The sequence below is a fragment of the Neotabrizicola shimadae genome (genome assembly GCF_019623905.1).
Taxonomy (GTDB): domain Bacteria; phylum Pseudomonadota; class Alphaproteobacteria; order Rhodobacterales; family Rhodobacteraceae; genus Neotabrizicola; species Neotabrizicola shimadae.
Map to the genome: position 1 here is coordinate 2963443 of NZ_CP069370.1, position 15182 is coordinate 2978624.

The window sequence follows — 15182 nt, forward strand, 5'->3', positions numbered from 1 at the left end:
GAGGTTGGAACAGGATCAACCGCCCTACCGCGCCCTAGTACATGTTGTTGATGATGATGCGCTGCAGCGCATAGACCGCGATCAGCGCGACAAGCGGCGCCAGATCGATGCCCGCCATCGGCGGCAGGAACCGTCTGATGCGCGAATAGACAGGTTCAACCATCACGTTCAGCCCCTGCCACAGCTGGGCCACGAAGGGCTGGCGCAGGTTCAGCACCTGGAAATTGATCAGCCAGCTGGCAATCACATGCACGATGATAATGAACTGCGCGATGTTCAGAAGCAGAAGCAGGATCTGGGCAAGCGACGTCATCGGGCACCTTTGCTGCATGTCACGGTCAGGTCGCTGCCACAGGTAGCTTTCCGGGCCGCCAAGGGCAACCATGTCGATCTGCCGCCGCGTTCCGCTTGACGCCGCGGCGCAGCGCGGGCAGCCATGGGCCAGAGGCGCGAGGTCCGATGTATCCCTTTGTCCGACTTTTCTGGCAGGTCCGCGAGGCGCGCAAGCTGCCGCCCCTTCCCGCCCTTGGCACGCACTACTCAACCCACATCTGCTGGCCCTGGGACCTTGACCCCTGGGTCGAGCTCAACAACGGTCGCACGCTGACGCTGTATGATCTGGGGCGGATTCCCCTGGGCGAGCGGACTGGCCTGCATGCGGCGCTCAAGAAGATGGGCTGGGGCATGACGGTCGCCGGCAATACCGTGCGGTACCGCCGCCGGGTCAAGGCCTTCGACCGCGTCCAGATCGTCAGCCGCTGCATCGCGTGGGACAGCCGTTTCCTCTACGTCGAACAAAGCATGTGGAAAGGCGCCGACTGCACCTCGCAGCAGATTGTGCGCGGCGCGGTGACCTCGGCCGCCGGAATCGTGCCGCCTGAACGCTTGATGGCCGCCATGGGTCATCAGGGCGAAAGCCCCGCCCTGCCCGATTGGGTCGCAGCCTGGATCGCAGCAGAGGCTCAAAGACCATGGCCCCCCGCCCGCTGAGGCCACGTCACGCTTGCGTGGCTTGCCAGCCGGGCCGGCATCAGGCTTGATGGCGGAAAACGAGGGCAGTCATGACAAGCGCGCGCAAGCGGATCTGGGGCTGGTATTTCTTCGATTGGGCCAGCCAGCCCTATTCCACACTCGTCCTCACCTTCGTTTTCGCCCCCTATTTTGCCGAGGTCGCCCGCGCCCATTTCGCCTCCGTCGGCCACGCGCCCTCTGTCGCTGCGGCCGAGGCCCAGGCCCTCTGGGGCTGGGGACAGACCATTTCGGGCATCGTCATCGCCTGCCTTGCCCCCTTCCTCGGTGCCGTCGCCGATGGATCGGGCCGCCGCATCGCCTGGATCTGGCTCTTCTCGGTGTTCTACGTCGCCGGGTCCTTCATGCTCTGGACGCTGATGCCAGATGCCTCGGCGCCCGCGACCGTGCTCATCTGGTTCGCGATCGGCCTGATCGGGATGGAATTCGCCACCATCTTCACCAACGCCCTGATGCCAGACCTGACCGGGCCCGAGAACATGGGCAAGGTCTCGGGTACCGGCTTCGCCTTCGGCTATGCCGGTGGCATCCTGTCGCTGATCCTCATGCTGGTGTTCTTCGTGGAAAACAGCACTGGCAAGACGCTGGTTGGCCTTGCCCCGGCCTTCGGGCTCGACCCGGCGCTGCGCGAAGGCACACGCGCCGTCGGCCCCTTCACGGCGATCTGGTACATCGTCTTCATGATCCCGTTCTTCCTCTGGGTCCGTGAACCAAACCACCGCGCCCCGCGCGTGCCCGTGGCCCAATCGCTGCGCCGGCTGGCCGGGTTCATCAGCAGCCTGCCGAAACGCCCCAGCCTCTTTGCCTTCCTCGGCGCCTCGATGTTCTACCGTGACGCGCTCAATGCGCTTTACGCCTTTGGCGGCGTCTACGCCTCGGGTGTACTGGGCTGGTCGGTGAAGCAGATCGGCGTCTTCGGCATTGTTGGCGCCCTTACCGCCGCGCTGGCCACCTGGGCGGGCGGGCATATCGACAGCAGCCGCGGGCCAAAACCGGTGATCGTCGCCTCGGCCTGGGTACTGATCGTCGTTTGCCTCGTGATCATCGGCATGGACCGCACTTCCATCTTCGGCATCCCCTTTGCCGAAGGCTCCAGCACCCCCGACATCCTGTTCTACATCTGCGGCGCCCTGATCGGGGCCGCAGGGGGCACGATCCAGGCCGCCTCGCGCACCATGATGGTCTTCCACACCACCGCCGACCGCTCGGCCGAGGCGTTCGGGCTTTACGCCCTGTCCGGCAAGGCCACCGCCTTCATAGCGCCCTTTGCCATCGCCATCGCCTCATCGGCAAGCGGCAGTCAGCGCATCGGGATTTCCCCCCTGATCCTGCTGTTCCTGATCGGCCTCGTTCTGCTAATCTGGGTCCAACCAAAAGGCGATCAGGCAGGAAAATGACACGGCAGCTTCACGCCCTTCTGGCGGCGCTCTTCCTCTGTGCCACCCCGGCTTTGGCCGATGAGCCGAAGGCGACCGCCCTGTTCGGCGCGGTGGAGCTGCCGTCGAACCAGCCATCAATGCCCATCGGCACCTATGCCAAGGGCTGCGGCGCGGGCCTGATGGCTCTCCCCGAAACCGGACCCACCTGGCAGGCCATGCGCCTTTCGCGCAACCGCAACTGGGGCCAGCCGGTGATGATCGACTATCTCGAAGACCTCAGCCAGAAGGTGCAGGCCGCCGGCTGGCGCGGGCTCTACATCGGCGACATCAGCCAGCCGCGCGGCGGCCCCGCAAAAAGCGGCCACAAAAGCCACCAGATCGGGCTGGATGCCGATATCTGGATGCTGCCGCCATCGGACCTCGGTTTGTCCCGCGCTCAGCGTGAAAAGATCTCCTCGATCTCGGTCCGGACCGAAGATCAGCGATCCATCAACGGCAACTGGACACCGTCGCACGCACAGGTGCTGGAAATGGCCGCCTCCGACCCGCGTGTGGACCGCATCTTCGTGGCCGCGGCAGTGAAGATCGAGCTCTGCCGCACCGCCAAACCCTCCGACAAGAAGTGGCTCCAGAAGATTCGCCCCGAAGCCGGGCACGACGCGCATTTCCACGTGCGGCTGAAATGCCCCAAGGGCGCCTCCCTGTGCGAAACGCAAAAACCCACGGTCGCCGACCTGTCGAACGGCGGCAACGGCTGCGATGAAACCCTGATGTGGTGGGTGACCGACTACCTGAACCCGCCCAAGGCCGAAAAGAAACCGAAAGCGCCCGCAAAGAAGAAGAAGGGCACCCAGGACTACACCCTCGCCGACCTGCCAAAGCAATGCCGCTCCGTACTCGCCTCGGATTGACCGCAGGGCTCCTGCTGGCCCTGGCGCTTGAATCCAGCGCGGCGATTCCGCCGCCTGAGGGGTTCCTTTCGTCATTCTCGCTGCAATCCGACGACCCGGCGTTCGGCGGTCTCTCGGCAATCGAGATCAGCGACGACGGAACCCGCTTCACGGCCCTGTCCGACCGCACCCGCTTTGTCACCGGCCAGATCGACCGCGACGGCGATGGCCACATCACCGCCGTGCAGCTCGATCCGATGCAGCCGTTGCGTGGCAAGGGCGAGGCCCCGCTTGCGCCCGGTCGGGGCGACAGCGAAGGGCTGGCCATCACGGAAAGCGGCACAGCCTATGTCTCGCTGGAAGGGGTGCCCCGTGTCCTTCGCTATGAAGATCTTGAAGGCTCTGCCGAAAACCTGCCCACTCCGCCGGCCTTCAGCCGCCTGCGGAAGAACGCGGCACTCGAGGCGCTCGCGGTCGACGCCAAGGGGCAACTTTTCACACTGCCCGAAGACGTCGCAGACACGGTCGGGTTCCCCGCCTACCGCTTTTCCGGGGGCGCATGGACTGTAGCCTTCCATCTGCCCCGCGACGGAGCCTTCCTGCCGGTCGGCGCCGACTTCGGCCCGGACGGCCGGCTCTACATATTGGAGCGTCAATTCCACGGCATTCCCGGCTTTTCCAGCCGCGTCCGCGCACTCACGCTGAACCGGGACGGCTCCCTAGCCGGTATCGAAACGGTCATGCAAAGCCCTACCGGCTTTCATGACAATCTCGAAGGCATCGCCGCCTGGGCCGATGCACAGGGCCGCCTGCGCCTGACCATGATCTCGGATGACAACTTCCTGCCCTGGCAGCGGGGCGAAATCGTCGAATACAGCCTTGCTGCCCCAAAGTCTCCCGCACCCGCCGGTTGACAGCCACCGCGCCAGGGCCTATGCGCCGCGCCGTCCCCGATGATCGGGGGCCAAGTCTCCGCGACCTTGTAAAAACGGAACATCGTCATGCGCTCGCTTCTTCCTGGCATCCTCGCCATGGCCGCCATCGTGCTGGCCTCCAACATCCTCGTGCAGTTCCTCGCCGGTGATTTTCTCACCTGGGGGGCTTTCACCTACCCCTTCGCCTTCCTCGTCACCGACCTGGTCAACCGCTTCCAGGGCACGCCCGCGGCGCGCAAGGTGGTCTGGGCCGGCTTTCTCACCGGGCTCGCCTGCTCCATCTTCGGTACCCAGATCCAGGGCGAGTTCGGCCCCCTCGTCACGCTCCGCGTGGCCATTGCCTCTGGTGCGGCTTTCCTCGTGGCACAGTTCCTCGACATCGCCGTCTTCAACCGCTTCCGCGGCCAGACCTGGTGGCGTGCGCCCTTTTTCGCCACCATGGCCGGGTCGTCGCTCGACACGCTGACCTTCTTCTCCCTCGCCTTCGCCAGCGCCTTCACCTTCCTTGAACCCGCAAACGATGTGGCCTGGGCCAACGAACTGGTGCCGCTTCTCGGCCACGGCCCGGCCCTGCCGCTGTGGGTTTCCATGGCAGTTGCGGACTGGTCGGTGAAGCTTCTGATCGCAATAGTGGCACTTCTCCCCTTCCGGCTGGCAATTGCACGTTATGCGGCACGGGTTGCGTAATTTCAGTTGACGAACACCAAATCTGTGTCACGCTCCCCTTATCGGAAACATTCTGAAAGGAGGTGATCCAGTGTCTAGAGTGATATTGGAGAGAGGTGTCGGGACAGTCAGGAGGAGCGTTTTCTAAGGGCAGCCCCTTGGTCAACGGACCACTGATTGGGCTTGAAACCTAACTGGCCCATCTCCTTGAACTCGGAAAGGGTCGCCGCAATGCCGGCGGCCCTTTCTCTTCTGTGACCGCCAAATTACAATCGGCCCATGCTGCGCATCACTGAAACCCTGGCCCTGGCCGATTGGGAACTGGTCGAAACATTCTCGCGTTCGTCCGGGCCCGGCGGGCAGAACGTCAACAAGGTGGAAACCGCTGTCGAACTCCGTTTCGAGGCCGAAAGGTCGCCGCACCTGACCGCCCCGGTGAAGGCTCGCCTGAAGCGCCTCGCCGGCCGCCGTTGGACGGATGAGGGCGCCATCGTCATCCGTGCCGAGGAAACCCGCAGCCAGGCCCGCAACCGCGAACTTGCGCGCGAACGCCTGGTCGAGATGATCCGCGCCGCCCTGGTCGCCCCCAAGCGCCGCGTCGCCACAAAGCCGACGCTTGCCAGCCAACGCCGGCGCGTCGCAGCAAAGCAGCACCGGGGCGAGGTCAAGGCCCTGCGCGGCACGGTCGGGGACGAGGAATGATCCAGGCCGAAACGGCCGCCGCCGCCTGGGACGGTCGCATCCTCCGCCTGCTCGCCGAACGCGAGAACCGCGTCTACCAGATCGCCCTTCCCGATGGCCGCTTTGCCGCCTTGCGGCTGCACCGGCCAGGCTACCGCGACGCCGGGGTGATCCGCTCCGAACTCTGGTGGTGCGCGGCTCTCGCTGAAGCCGGGTTGCCGGTCCCGGTCCCGCTGCCCGCAAAGAACGGCGACCTCCTGCACAGCATCGGCCCGGACCACCATGCCTCTGCCCTCTCCTGGATCGAAGGCATCCCCGTCGGGAAGGGTGGCACGGCCCTTGCGGGCGACGCGGAAGCCCAGGTCCGTCTCTACGCCGCCATCGGCATGCTTCTCGCTCGCCTCCACAACGAAACCGACAGGCTGAACCTGCCCGCCACTTTCACCCTGCCCCGCTGGGACACGGCGGGTTTCATTGGCAAGGCGCCGCGGTGGGGCCGGTTCTGGGACCATCCCCAGCTTTCACCCGCCGAATCCGCGCGCCTCCACGATGCCCGCGCTTTCCTGCACGATCGTCTGTCGCGCGCAGAATCTCAGGCCGACATCGGCCCGATCCATGCCGATGTCCTGCGCGAGAACGTGTTTGCGAACGGCGGTTCGCTCTCGCTCATCGACTTCGATGACAGCGGCATCGGCTTCCGCGCCTATGATCTAGGCACCGCTCTCAGCCAGAACCTGTACGAACCAACCTTCCCCGCCCTGCGCCAGGCCCTGCTGGATGGCTATGCCGAAACCCGGCCCTGCGATCCCGTCCTTGTTGACGCACTGCTGCTCGCCCGCTGCCTCGCCTCGGTCGGCTGGATGATCACGCGTCTGGCCCCGGACGATCCGGCGCATCGCCGCTTCATCGACAGGGCCATGCACTGCATCGCCCTGGTGATGGGCTAGACTTCCACCTTCAGCGGCTGCTGCGCGCCCACCCCGAAGACCCGCTTGTAGCGCGCCACCTGGTCGGCCGGACCCATCGCCTTGTTGGGATTGTCCGAAAGCTTCACCGTGGGCCGGCCATTCGCCGAAACCGCCTTGCAGACCAGACTGAACGGCGCCAGCGCATCGCCCGGCGCGAGCCCGCGGAAATCATTGGTCAGAAGCGTGCCCCAGCCGAAGGACACCTTCACCCGGCCGTGGAACCGCGCGTGCAGCTCGAACATTTTCTCCACGTCCAGCCCGTCGGAAAAGATCACCAGCTTCGTACGCGGATCCTCGCCCCGGTCCTGCCACCAGCGGATCGCAGCCTCGGCGCCCGCCGCCGGATCGCCCGAATCGATCCGCATCCCCGTCCACTTGTTCAGCCAGTCCGGCGCGTTGCGCAGGAACCCCTCGCTGCCGAACGTATCGGGTAGGATGATGCGCAGGTTGCCGTCATGCTCCTCGTGCCAGTCCGCCAGCACGTCATAGGGCGCTCGCGCCAGTTCCTCGTCGCTGTCGGCCAAAGCGGCCAGCACCATTGGCAGTTCATGCGCATTGGTGCCGATGGCCTCGATGTCCCGCCGCATCGCAATGCGGCAGTTCGACGTGCCGATGAAGGCATCGCCCAGGCCTTCCTGCATCGCCTGCACGCACCAGTCCTGCCACAGGAAACTGTGCCGCCGCCGCGTGCCGAAATCGGCGATCTTCAGGTCGGGGATGGTCCGCAGCCGCTCGATCTTCTCCCACAGCCGCGTCATCGCCCGGGCATACAGCACCTGCAGCTCGAACTTGCCCATGGTCTTCAGCACCGCGCGCGACCGCAGCTCCATCAGTACGGCCAGCGCCGGGATCTCCCATAGCATCACCTCGGGCCAGGCGCCCTCGAAGGTCAGCTCGAACTGCCCGTCGCGCTTTTCCAGGTGATAAGGCGGCAGGCGCAGCCCTTCGAACCACTCCATGAAGTCAGAGCGGAACATCTGGCGCTTACCATAGAACGTGTTGCCGCGCAGCCAGGTGCTTTCGCCCCGCGTCAGGCTCAAGGACCGCACATGGTCCAACTGCTCGCGCAGCTCGCCCTCGTCGATCAGTTCGGCCAGCCGGATGCTCGTGGTGCGGTTGATCAGCGAGAACACCACCCGCGTATCGGGCCGGTTGCGAAAGATCGACTGACACATCAACAGCTTGTAGAAGTCGGTGTCGATGATCGACCGCACGATCGGGTCGATCTTCCAGTTGTGATTGTAGACGCGCGTGGCGATGTCGACCATTGCCGGTCCTCCCCTTCCTGCGGTCGTAGACCGGCAAACCCGCATTTGGAAGCCGGATTTCCGGCCTCGCTGCCTGTCAGACCAGGCGCACGCCCGCGTCCCGCATCTGCGCCCGCGCCTCGGCCAGGCTGCCGTTCAGGTCGATGGCCCGGCAGGCGGCCTCGATCACCGTCGTGGTGAAGCCGTGGCTCACCGCATCCAGCGCCGAATAGGCCACGCAGTAATCGGTCGCCAGCCCCACCACCGTCACCGCCGTCACGCCGATGTTCTTCAGCCAGCCGTCCAGCCCGGTCGGCGTCACGCGGTCGTTTTCATAGAAGGCCGAATAGCTGTCGATCTGCGGCCGGAACCCCTTGCGGATCACCAGATGCGCCGGGTCCGTGCGCAGGGCCGGATGAAACGCCGCCCCGCCCGAACCTTGCACACAATGCACCGGCCACAGCACCTGCGGACCATAGGGCATCTCGATCAGGCTGAACGGTGCGGCGCCGGGGTGGCTGGCGGCAAAGCTGGAATGGTCCTCCGGATGCCAGTCCTGGGTCAGCACCACGATCTGGAACTCCTCCATCAGCGCATTGACCATCGGAATGATCTCGTCACCCCCTGCCACGGCCAGCGCGCCGCCGGGACAGAAATCGTTCTGGATGTCGATGACGATCAAGGCCTGATTGGCTGGGCGCATGGGGGATCCTTCCATTCTCGCCGGCAGGATGCCGCGCCGCGCCCGCGTTGAAAAGCCCGCTTGCCCAGATCGGCCCACGGGCCTATCCCGCCGTCATGCTGACCGTCGCCGCGCTCTACCACTTCACCCGCCTGCCCGACCCCGCCGCGCTAAAGCCCCCGCTTCTGGCGCTGGCCCAGGCATCGCAGGTGAGGGGCACCATCCTTCTGGCGCACGAAGGGCTGAACGGCACCATCGCCGGCCCGCGCGACGGCATCGACGCGGTGCTCGCCCACCTGCGCGCCCTGCCCGGCTGCGCGGCGCTGGACTGGAAGGAAAGCCCGGCCCCAACCCAGCCCTTCGGCCGCATGAAGGTGAAGATCAAGGCCGAGATCGTGACGATGGGCCAGCCCGGCGTGGACCCCACAGCCGGCACCGGCCACTACGTCACCCCGGCCGACTGGAACGCCCTGATCAGCCAGCCCGACGTCGCCGTGATCGACACCCGCAACGCCTATGAGGTGGCGCTTGGCACCTTTGCCGGCGCAGTGGATCCCGGCACGGACAGCTTCCGCGACTTCCCCGCCTGGTGGCAGGCCAACCGCGACCGCTTTCACAAGAAGAAGATCGCCATGTTCTGCACCGGCGGCATCCGCTGCGAAAAGTCCACGAACTGGCTGATGTCGCAGGGGGTGGCCGAGGTCTATCACCTCAAGGGCGGCATCCTGAAATACCTTGAAGAGGTGCCCGAAAGCGAAAGCCTCTGGCAGGGCGAATGCTTCGTCTTCGACGGCCGCGTCTCGGTGGGCCACGGCCTGAAACCCGGAACCGCCGGCCTTTGCCACGCCTGCCGCCGCCCGCTGCGCGCCCAGGACCGCGAGCACCAAGATTACGAACGCGGCGTTTCCTGCCCGCAGTGCCGCGATGAATACTCCGAATACGACCGCGCCCGCTTCCGCGAACGCCAGCGCCAAGCCGACCTCGCCCGCAGCCGGGGCGAGGCCATGTTCGTCACCGACTGAAGCGCAACATCCCCAAAGGCTTGACTGTCTTGGATTGCGTTCAATCTGAACCAGATTGAACGCAATCCGCTCTGACTCAAGCCGTCACCGGCGCTTCGGCCAGCATCTCGCGCACCATCGGGATGACCTTCTCGCCATAGTGGCGCAGCCCCTCCATCAGGGTCTCGTGCGGCATCGGGCCGGTCGCATATTTCAGGTCGAACCGCTGCACGTTCAGCGCCCGCACCGCCGAGGCGATCTTGCGCGCCACCGTGTCGGGCGATCCCACATACAGCGAGCCGTGCTCGATTTCGGCGATGTACTTGTCCTTCGTCACCGGCGGCCAGCCGCGCTCGGCGCCGATGCGTCCGAACATCTCGCGGTAATGCGGCCAAAGCTGCTCGCGCGCTTCTTCGTCCGTCGCCGCGACATGGCCGGGCGAATGGATGCCCACCGGCCGCCGCGGGCGGCCAAGCTGCGCGCAGGCGCGCTCGTACAGGTCCACATAGGGAGCAAACCGCCGCGGGTCGCCGCCGATGATCGCCAGCATCAGCTGCAGATCCTGCCGCACCACCCGCACCACAGATTCCGGGCTGCCACCCACGCCAACCCAGGTGGTCAGCCCTGCCGGCCCCAGTGTCGGATAGACCACCTGATCCTTCAGCCCCGTCCGGGTCTGTCCCGACCACGTCACCCGCTGATCGCGCGCCAATCTGGCAAAGAGGTCCAGTTTTTCCTCGAACAACTGGTCGTAATCCTGCAACTCGTACCCGAACAGCGGATAGCTTTCGGTAAAGCTGCCCCGCCCCAGGATCACCTCGGCCCGGCCGTTCGATACGGCATTCAGCGTGGAAAACCGCTGGAACACCCGCACCGGGTCATCGGTCGAAAGCACCGTCACAGCGGTGCCCAGATGAATGCGCTTCGTGCGCCCGGCAATCGCCGCCAGCACGATCTCGGGCGCCGAAATCGCGAAATCGGGCCGGTGATGCTCGCCCAGGCCGATGAAGTCGATGCCCAGCTCGTCGGCATAGGCCGCTTCCTCGACCACGTCGCGCAGCACCTGGTCCATCGGCTTCAACTGGCCGTCCGCACCGCGGGTCACGTCGCCGAACGTGTCGAGGCCAAGGGAAATCGGTTCGCTCATGTCAGGTCTCCTGTTCGGCGCTCAACATAGGCACCCCGGAACGGCCGGAAAACCTGCATGCACGCACATGCGCTCACGCGACGTCGCGCACCTGCAACTGCCCGCCGGGGCCGGGGCGCGTCTCGAACCGGCTCGACAGCTTCTTGATCAGGTCCGACAGCTTGGCGCTGCCATAGGTCCGCGTGTCGAAATCCGGGTTGCCTTGCGTGATGTACTGGCCGATCTGCCCCAAGGAATACCACTCGCCCTCCGGGTCGATGGCACGCATTGCCGTCACGATCAGGTGGATCGCCTTGGTCGGCGGCTCCTTCCCGGCCCGCACAGGGGCGGGTTCCTGCGGCCCGGCCTCGGCCCTGGGCCGCGGATCGTCCGCCGCAGCTTCCGTGGCCGACAGGTTCTCGACATAGATGAACCGCTTGCAGGCCATGCGGAAGGCTTCCGGTGTCTTCTTCTCGCCGATGCCATAGACATCCAGCCCCTGCTCGCGGATTCGCGCCGCCAGCCGGGTGAAATCGCTGTCCGACGACACCAGAACGAAGCCGTCGAACAGCCCCGAATGCAGGAAATCCATGGCCGATATCACCAGGCCGATGTCGGACGCATTCTTGCCCTTGGTGTTGGAAAACTGCTGATCCGCCACCAACCCCAGCGAGGCCACCTTCTTCGCCCAGGCATTCAACCGGGTCGCCGACCAGTCGCCATAGATCCGGCGCACGCTGGCCTCGCCCAGCGAAGCGATCTCCTCGAAGATCGCCTCGGCATAAGAGGCGGGCACGTTGTCGGCGTCGATCAGCACGCACAGGCGCGGGGCACGGGGGTCGGGCATGGGCACTCCTTTGCATCCGTTGTGCCGCAACGCCGCCCGATTGGAAAGCGCCGCTGGAAATCCCGCCTCTGCTTCGCCACTCTGCGCGCATCCCACAGGAGTTCACCGCATGACCAGCCCCGAAGCCTTGGCCATCCGCATGGGCCTCGACCTGCCCGATTTCGACCGCGACGGCTATTACGGCGCGGATTACGGCACGATGAAGCCCTTTCACCGCGTCGGCAGCCTTCTGTTCCTGTCCGGCCATGTCGCCCAGATCGGCACGCAGATCACCCACAAGGGCCGGCTCGGCCAGGACCTTTCTGTCGAACAGGGCTACGCCGCCGCGCGCCAGACCGGCATCAACGTGCTTGGCGGCATCCGTCAGGCCGTGGGCTCGCTCGACCGGGTGAAAAGCATCGTCCGCACGCTGAACTTCGTGGTCTGCACGCCGGATTTCCCCGATGTCCACAAGGTCTCGTCCGGCATGTCCGACCTCTTTGTCGAGGTTTTCGGACGCGAACGTGGCCTCGGCGGCCGCGCCACCATCGGCGTCATGGCGCTGGCCAACGGCGTCTGCTTCGAAACCTGGGCCACCATCGAGGTCGAGTGACCGCTCACCCCCCGTTCAGGCTCATCACACGGCCAAGCGGCTTCTTCCGCTTGGCCACCGCCGGCACCGTGGCGTCGGCCGCCGGATAGCCCACCGGCAGGATGAACATCGGCTTCTCATGCGCGGGCCGGTTCAGCAGCGGGTTCAGAAAGGCCATCGGGTTCGGCGTATGCGGCAGTGTCACCAGCCCGGCCTGGTGAATCGCCGCGATCAGGAAGCCGGTCGCGATGCCCACGCTTTCCGGCACGTAGTAATTCTTGTAGCGCGTCCCATCCTCGGTAAAGCCATAGCGTTCGGCAAAGACCACGATCAGCCAGGGCGCCTCGGTCAGGTGCGGCTTGTCCACCCCCGTCCCGATGGGTTCCAGCGCCGCAAGCCACTCGTCGCCCGCGCCCCCGGCATAGAAGGCGCGCTCCTCCGCCTCGGCCCCCTCGCGGATGCGCGCCCTGAGGGCCGCGTCGCTCACCGCAGCGAAATGCCAGGGCTGGTGATTGGCCCCCGATGGCGCGCCCGCCGCCGTCTCGATGCAGGCGCGGATCACTGCCTCGTCCACGGGGTCAGGGGAAAACCGCCGCACCGAATGGCGCTTGCGCATCTGGTCGCGGAACGCCTCGGCCTGCGCCAGCGATTGCGCGGGCGCCACCTGCACCCGGTCGGGCAAAGGCAAAGCCTGATACGTCACCTCGCCCTTGCGGTACATCCTCACCCTCCCCCGATCAGCACCCCCGCCGCAAAGACCAAAGCACCGCCAACCACCACCTGCAAGGCCGCGCGGAAGAACGGGGTTTCCATGTACCGGTTCTGAATCCAGGCAATCGCCCACAACTCGACGAACACCACCGCCACCGCAATTGCCGTGGCCGTCCAGAAATCGGGGATCAGATAGGGCAGCGCGTGCCCCAGCCCCCCGATGGCCGTCATGATCCCAGAGGCAAAGCCCCGCTTGATCGGTGATCCCCGCCCCGACAGCACGCCATCGTCATGCGCCGCCTCGGTGAATCCCATCGAGATGCCAGCACCCACCGCCGCCGCCGCGCCCACCAGCAGCGTGGTATGGCTGTCCTGCGTGGCAAAGGCCGTGGCGAAGATCGGCGCGAGGGTGGAGACCGAGCCATCCATCAGCCCCGCCAGCCCAGGCTGCACCCAGGTCAGGATGAACTGCCGCCGCGCCGAATGGTCCTCGGCCTCCTTCGCATCCTGCGGCAGCCCGGCGGTCAGCTCCCCCGCCTTGTGGTCATGCCCCGCCTCGGCCGCCGCCAGGTCGCCCAGCAGTTTCCGCGTCGCCGCATCCGTCGTGCGCTGCGCCGCGCGCGTGTAGAAATCGGCCGCCGATTTCTCCATCTGATGCGCCTCCTCGCGGATGCGCTCGATCGACAGGTTGGCGGTCAGCCACACCGGATTTCGGGCATAATACCCCGCCACATGTTCCCGGCGGATCAGCGGAATCACCTCGCCGAACCGCGCCCGGTGCAGTTCGATCAGCCGCTGGCGGTGCACATCCTCTTCCGCCGCCATCTGGTCGAAGATCGCGGCCGAAGCCGGATACTCCGCACTCAGCCGCTGCGCGAAGCTGCGGTAGATGCGCGCATCGTCCTCTTCCGAGGATATGGCCAAGGCCAGAACCTCCTGCTCGGACAGGTCGGAAAAGCGGCGGCGTTGGGTCAGGGCAGAGAGCATGGCACCCACTTTCTGGAATGATTCCAATCTAGCCGCCCCACCCGCCACTGCAACCCGTTCCGCTCGCTTGCCTGCCCCTGTCCGGGCGACATAAACTCGGGCTTATGGCAACCGTCGCACCAGCCAGTCCGAAAGGCCAAAGCTCTCAAGGCAGCCGCAAGCCTGCGAGTTGCTTTCAAGCGCCGGTGGAAGCCGACAGTTAGTCTCAGTGCAACAGGGGGTAGTCGTCATGGTGAAGCTGAGAACGCATATCGTTCTGAACACCGGACAGTCAGTAGTGATTGCGGGCAACGAACTTTGGTACGACTACACCAGCACAGACCCGATCCTCACCCTGGTCGGCGAAAACAGGGTCACAGTCAAAGGGGATATTGCGGGCGGGCTCGTTTACGGCGGCGAAGGGATGTTTGTCTCAGGGTCGCACAATCTGCTCAGCATCACCGCCACTGCGCAGATTACCGGCTATGTCGGCATCGACACCGATTTCGCCGCAACAGACACCCGCATCGTCAACGCCGGAACCGTCGCCGGCGGCTACATTGGTGTCGGGGCCTACAGCCTGCGCTGCGCGGTCACGAACCGAGGCGAGGTTTTCGGGCACTTCGGCATCTACACCTCCTTGCACAATGCCGCGATCATATCGAACAGCGGCCTGATCGAGGGCGAGAAGATCGGCATTCTGGCGACAGATACCTTCTCCGCGACAACCACGCGCACCACGATCACCAACAGCGGGCAGATTGTCGGGGGTGACTGGGGGATTTCCTCAACCTACGAGGGCACCACGACCGATGGCTTCGGCAATGTCACACTGGTAAACTCGGGCACGATCTCCGGCAGGCTCGGCTCTTTCGTCGCGGCGAAGATGGGCGCCGACAGCGTCACCAACTCTGGCACGATGATCGGCAATGTCCGGCTTGAGGGTGGCGACGACATATATGCCGCCACTGCAACCGGCCGTGTTCAGGGCACAATCCTGGGCGGCGCCGGCAGAGACTCGATTACGGGCGGCGCTTTCCAAGATGCCATGGACGGGGGCAGCGGGAATGACACCCTGTCCGGGGGCGGCGAAAGCGACCTCCTGATCGGCAGGACGGGAAAGGATGTCCTGATCGGCGGCGACGGGAACGACCGCCTCGTCGGCGGCGCCGACAACGACACCCTGTCCGGCTCTGCGGGTGGCGACACGTTCGTCTTCGACATCCAGAATGGCAACGATGTCGTCACGGATTTCGAGAATGGCATCGACAAGATCGACATCCACGCCTTCGGCATCGACCCCGCGGACTTCGCCACCGTAGTCTTTCCGTTCTTCTCTGCCGTGTCGGGGGGTATCGTCCTCGACCTTGGCGGTCTGGGTGCGGCTCTGGGGGAGATAACCTTCCAGGGCCTGACCCTGAGCGATATCGACGTAAGCGAATTCATCTTCTGACCTCCCCGCCCCACCCGCCACTGCAACACG

Annotated in this window: 17 protein-coding genes; 10 read left to right on the forward strand and 7 right to left on the reverse strand. The window is 65.4% G+C overall.

Annotation, left to right across the window (positions count from 1 at the left end; genetic code table 11):
• Positions 1-34 precede the first annotated feature (34 nt).
• Positions 35-313, reverse strand: coding sequence for a YggT family protein (locus tag JO391_RS14445; RefSeq protein WP_220661153.1), 279 nt, complete (start codon positions 311-313; stop codon positions 35-37).
• 146 nt (positions 314-459) lie between these two features.
• Between JO391_RS14445 and JO391_RS14450 the strand changes: the two genes are divergently transcribed.
• The 7 genes from JO391_RS14450 to JO391_RS14480 all read left to right on the forward strand — a co-directional run bounded on the left by JO391_RS14450 (position 460) and on the right by JO391_RS14480 (position 6527).
• Positions 460-990, forward strand: coding sequence for an acyl-CoA thioesterase (locus JO391_RS14450; protein WP_220661154.1), 531 nt, complete (start codon positions 460-462; stop codon positions 988-990).
• A 71-nt stretch (positions 991-1061) separates the two neighbouring features.
• Complete coding sequence (locus JO391_RS14455; RefSeq protein ID WP_220661155.1) at positions 1062-2426, forward strand: MFS transporter; 1365 nt, start codon at positions 1062-1064, stop codon at positions 2424-2426.
• A complete protein-coding gene (gene mepA, locus JO391_RS14460) occupies positions 2423-3319 on the forward strand; it encodes a penicillin-insensitive murein endopeptidase (RefSeq protein WP_220661156.1) in 897 nt (298 codons plus the stop codon). The genes JO391_RS14455 and mepA overlap by 4 nt, the downstream gene beginning before the upstream one ends.
• On the forward strand, positions 3292-4212 hold the full coding sequence (locus JO391_RS14465) for an esterase-like activity of phytase family protein (RefSeq protein ID WP_220661157.1): 921 nt from the start codon (positions 3292-3294) through the stop codon (positions 4210-4212). The genes mepA and JO391_RS14465 overlap by 28 nt, the downstream gene beginning before the upstream one ends.
• An 87-nt stretch (positions 4213-4299) precedes the next feature.
• Positions 4300-4920: a queuosine precursor transporter gene (locus JO391_RS14470; protein ID WP_220661158.1), complete on the forward strand. Its 621-nt coding sequence runs from the start codon at positions 4300-4302 to the stop codon at positions 4918-4920.
• Positions 4921-5178: 258 nt separating this feature from the next.
• Complete coding sequence (gene arfB / locus JO391_RS14475; RefSeq protein WP_220661159.1) at positions 5179-5601, forward strand: alternative ribosome rescue aminoacyl-tRNA hydrolase ArfB; 423 nt, start codon at positions 5179-5181, stop codon at positions 5599-5601.
• The gene (locus JO391_RS14480) at positions 5598-6527 is read left to right on the forward strand and encodes a phosphotransferase enzyme family protein (RefSeq protein WP_220661160.1); all 930 of its coding nucleotides are present in this window, start codon (positions 5598-5600) and stop codon (positions 6525-6527) included. The genes arfB and JO391_RS14480 overlap by 4 nt, the downstream gene beginning before the upstream one ends.
• Here the strand turns inward: JO391_RS14480 and pncB are convergent.
• Both pncB and pncA read right to left on the reverse strand, forming a co-directional pair.
• Positions 6524-7816 carry a nicotinate phosphoribosyltransferase gene (gene pncB, locus JO391_RS14485; RefSeq protein WP_220661161.1) on the reverse strand — a complete coding sequence of 431 codons (1293 nt, stop codon included), beginning with the start codon at positions 7814-7816 and terminating at the stop codon, positions 6524-6526. The genes JO391_RS14480 and pncB overlap by 4 nt on opposite strands.
• 76 nt (positions 7817-7892) lie before the next feature.
• Positions 7893-8498: a bifunctional nicotinamidase/pyrazinamidase gene (gene pncA, locus JO391_RS14490; RefSeq protein ID WP_220661162.1), complete on the reverse strand. Its 606-nt coding sequence runs from the start codon at positions 8496-8498 to the stop codon at positions 7893-7895.
• 95 nt (positions 8499-8593) lie between these two features.
• On the opposite strand from pncA, the gene trhO reads away from it, so the two are divergent.
• Positions 8594-9499, forward strand: a complete 906-nt coding sequence (trhO, locus tag JO391_RS14495; RefSeq protein WP_220664573.1) for an oxygen-dependent tRNA uridine(34) hydroxylase TrhO — start codon at positions 8594-8596, stop codon at positions 9497-9499.
• A gap of 76 nt (positions 9500-9575) precedes the next feature.
• On the opposite strand, the gene JO391_RS14500 is transcribed toward trhO, so the two are convergent.
• Positions 9576-10625 carry an LLM class flavin-dependent oxidoreductase gene (locus JO391_RS14500; RefSeq protein ID WP_220661163.1) on the reverse strand — a complete coding sequence of 350 codons (1050 nt, stop codon included), beginning with the start codon at positions 10623-10625 and terminating at the stop codon, positions 9576-9578.
• Between the two features lie 73 nt (positions 10626-10698).
• Entirely contained in the window at positions 10699-11451 is a 753-nt protein-coding gene (locus JO391_RS14505) for an NYN domain-containing protein (RefSeq protein WP_220661164.1), read from the reverse strand.
• A gap of 109 nt (positions 11452-11560) precedes the next feature.
• Between JO391_RS14505 and JO391_RS14510 the strand changes: the two genes are divergently transcribed.
• On the forward strand, positions 11561-12043 hold the full coding sequence (locus JO391_RS14510) for a RidA family protein (RefSeq protein ID WP_220661165.1): 483 nt from the start codon (positions 11561-11563) through the stop codon (positions 12041-12043).
• Positions 12044-12047: 4 nt separating this feature from the next.
• Here the strand turns inward: JO391_RS14510 and JO391_RS14515 are convergent, their stop codons facing one another.
• Both JO391_RS14515 and mbfA read right to left on the reverse strand, forming a co-directional pair.
• Positions 12048-12743: a nitroreductase family protein gene (locus tag JO391_RS14515; protein WP_220661166.1), complete on the reverse strand. Its 696-nt coding sequence runs from the start codon at positions 12741-12743 to the stop codon at positions 12048-12050.
• A gap of 2 nt (positions 12744-12745) precedes the next feature.
• On the reverse strand, positions 12746-13720 hold the full coding sequence (mbfA, locus tag JO391_RS14520) for an iron exporter MbfA (RefSeq protein ID WP_220661167.1): 975 nt from the start codon (positions 13718-13720) through the stop codon (positions 12746-12748).
• 229 nt (positions 13721-13949) lie between these two features.
• On the opposite strand from mbfA, the gene JO391_RS14525 reads away from it, so the two are divergent.
• Positions 13950-15152: a calcium-binding protein gene (locus JO391_RS14525; protein ID WP_220661168.1), complete on the forward strand. Its 1203-nt coding sequence runs from the start codon at positions 13950-13952 to the stop codon at positions 15150-15152.
• Positions 15153-15182 lie beyond the last annotated feature (30 nt).

Excerpts from the sequence above, each read along its gene's own strand:
- JO391_RS14445 (WP_220661153.1), bottom strand. The coding sequence starts at position 313 with ATGACGTCGCTTGCCCAGATCCTGCTTCTGCTTCTGAACATCGCGCAG.
- JO391_RS14450 (WP_220661154.1), top strand. The coding sequence starts at position 460 with ATGTATCCCTTTGTCCGACTTTTCTGGCAGGTCCGCGAGGCGCGCAAG.
- JO391_RS14455 (WP_220661155.1), top strand. The coding sequence starts at position 1,062 with ATGACAAGCGCGCGCAAGCGGATCTGGGGCTGGTATTTCTTCGATTGG.
- mepA (WP_220661156.1), top strand. The coding sequence starts at position 2,423 with ATGACACGGCAGCTTCACGCCCTTCTGGCGGCGCTCTTCCTCTGTGCC.
- JO391_RS14465 (WP_220661157.1), top strand. The coding sequence starts at position 3,292 with ATGCCGCTCCGTACTCGCCTCGGATTGACCGCAGGGCTCCTGCTGGCC.
- JO391_RS14470 (WP_220661158.1), top strand. The coding sequence starts at position 4,300 with ATGCGCTCGCTTCTTCCTGGCATCCTCGCCATGGCCGCCATCGTGCTG.
- arfB (WP_220661159.1), top strand. The coding sequence starts at position 5,179 with ATGCTGCGCATCACTGAAACCCTGGCCCTGGCCGATTGGGAACTGGTC.
- JO391_RS14480 (WP_220661160.1), top strand. The coding sequence starts at position 5,598 with ATGATCCAGGCCGAAACGGCCGCCGCCGCCTGGGACGGTCGCATCCTC.
- pncB (WP_220661161.1), bottom strand. The coding sequence starts at position 7,816 with ATGGTCGACATCGCCACGCGCGTCTACAATCACAACTGGAAGATCGAC.
- pncA (WP_220661162.1), bottom strand. The coding sequence starts at position 8,498 with ATGCGCCCAGCCAATCAGGCCTTGATCGTCATCGACATCCAGAACGAT.
- trhO (WP_220664573.1), top strand. The coding sequence starts at position 8,594 with ATGCTGACCGTCGCCGCGCTCTACCACTTCACCCGCCTGCCCGACCCC.
- JO391_RS14500 (WP_220661163.1), bottom strand. The coding sequence starts at position 10,625 with ATGAGCGAACCGATTTCCCTTGGCCTCGACACGTTCGGCGACGTGACC.
- JO391_RS14505 (WP_220661164.1), bottom strand. The coding sequence starts at position 11,451 with ATGCCCGACCCCCGTGCCCCGCGCCTGTGCGTGCTGATCGACGCCGAC.
- JO391_RS14510 (WP_220661165.1), top strand. The coding sequence starts at position 11,561 with ATGACCAGCCCCGAAGCCTTGGCCATCCGCATGGGCCTCGACCTGCCC.
- JO391_RS14515 (WP_220661166.1), bottom strand. The coding sequence starts at position 12,743 with ATGTACCGCAAGGGCGAGGTGACGTATCAGGCTTTGCCTTTGCCCGAC.
- mbfA (WP_220661167.1), bottom strand. The coding sequence starts at position 13,720 with ATGCTCTCTGCCCTGACCCAACGCCGCCGCTTTTCCGACCTGTCCGAG.
- JO391_RS14525 (WP_220661168.1), top strand. The coding sequence starts at position 13,950 with ATGGTGAAGCTGAGAACGCATATCGTTCTGAACACCGGACAGTCAGTA.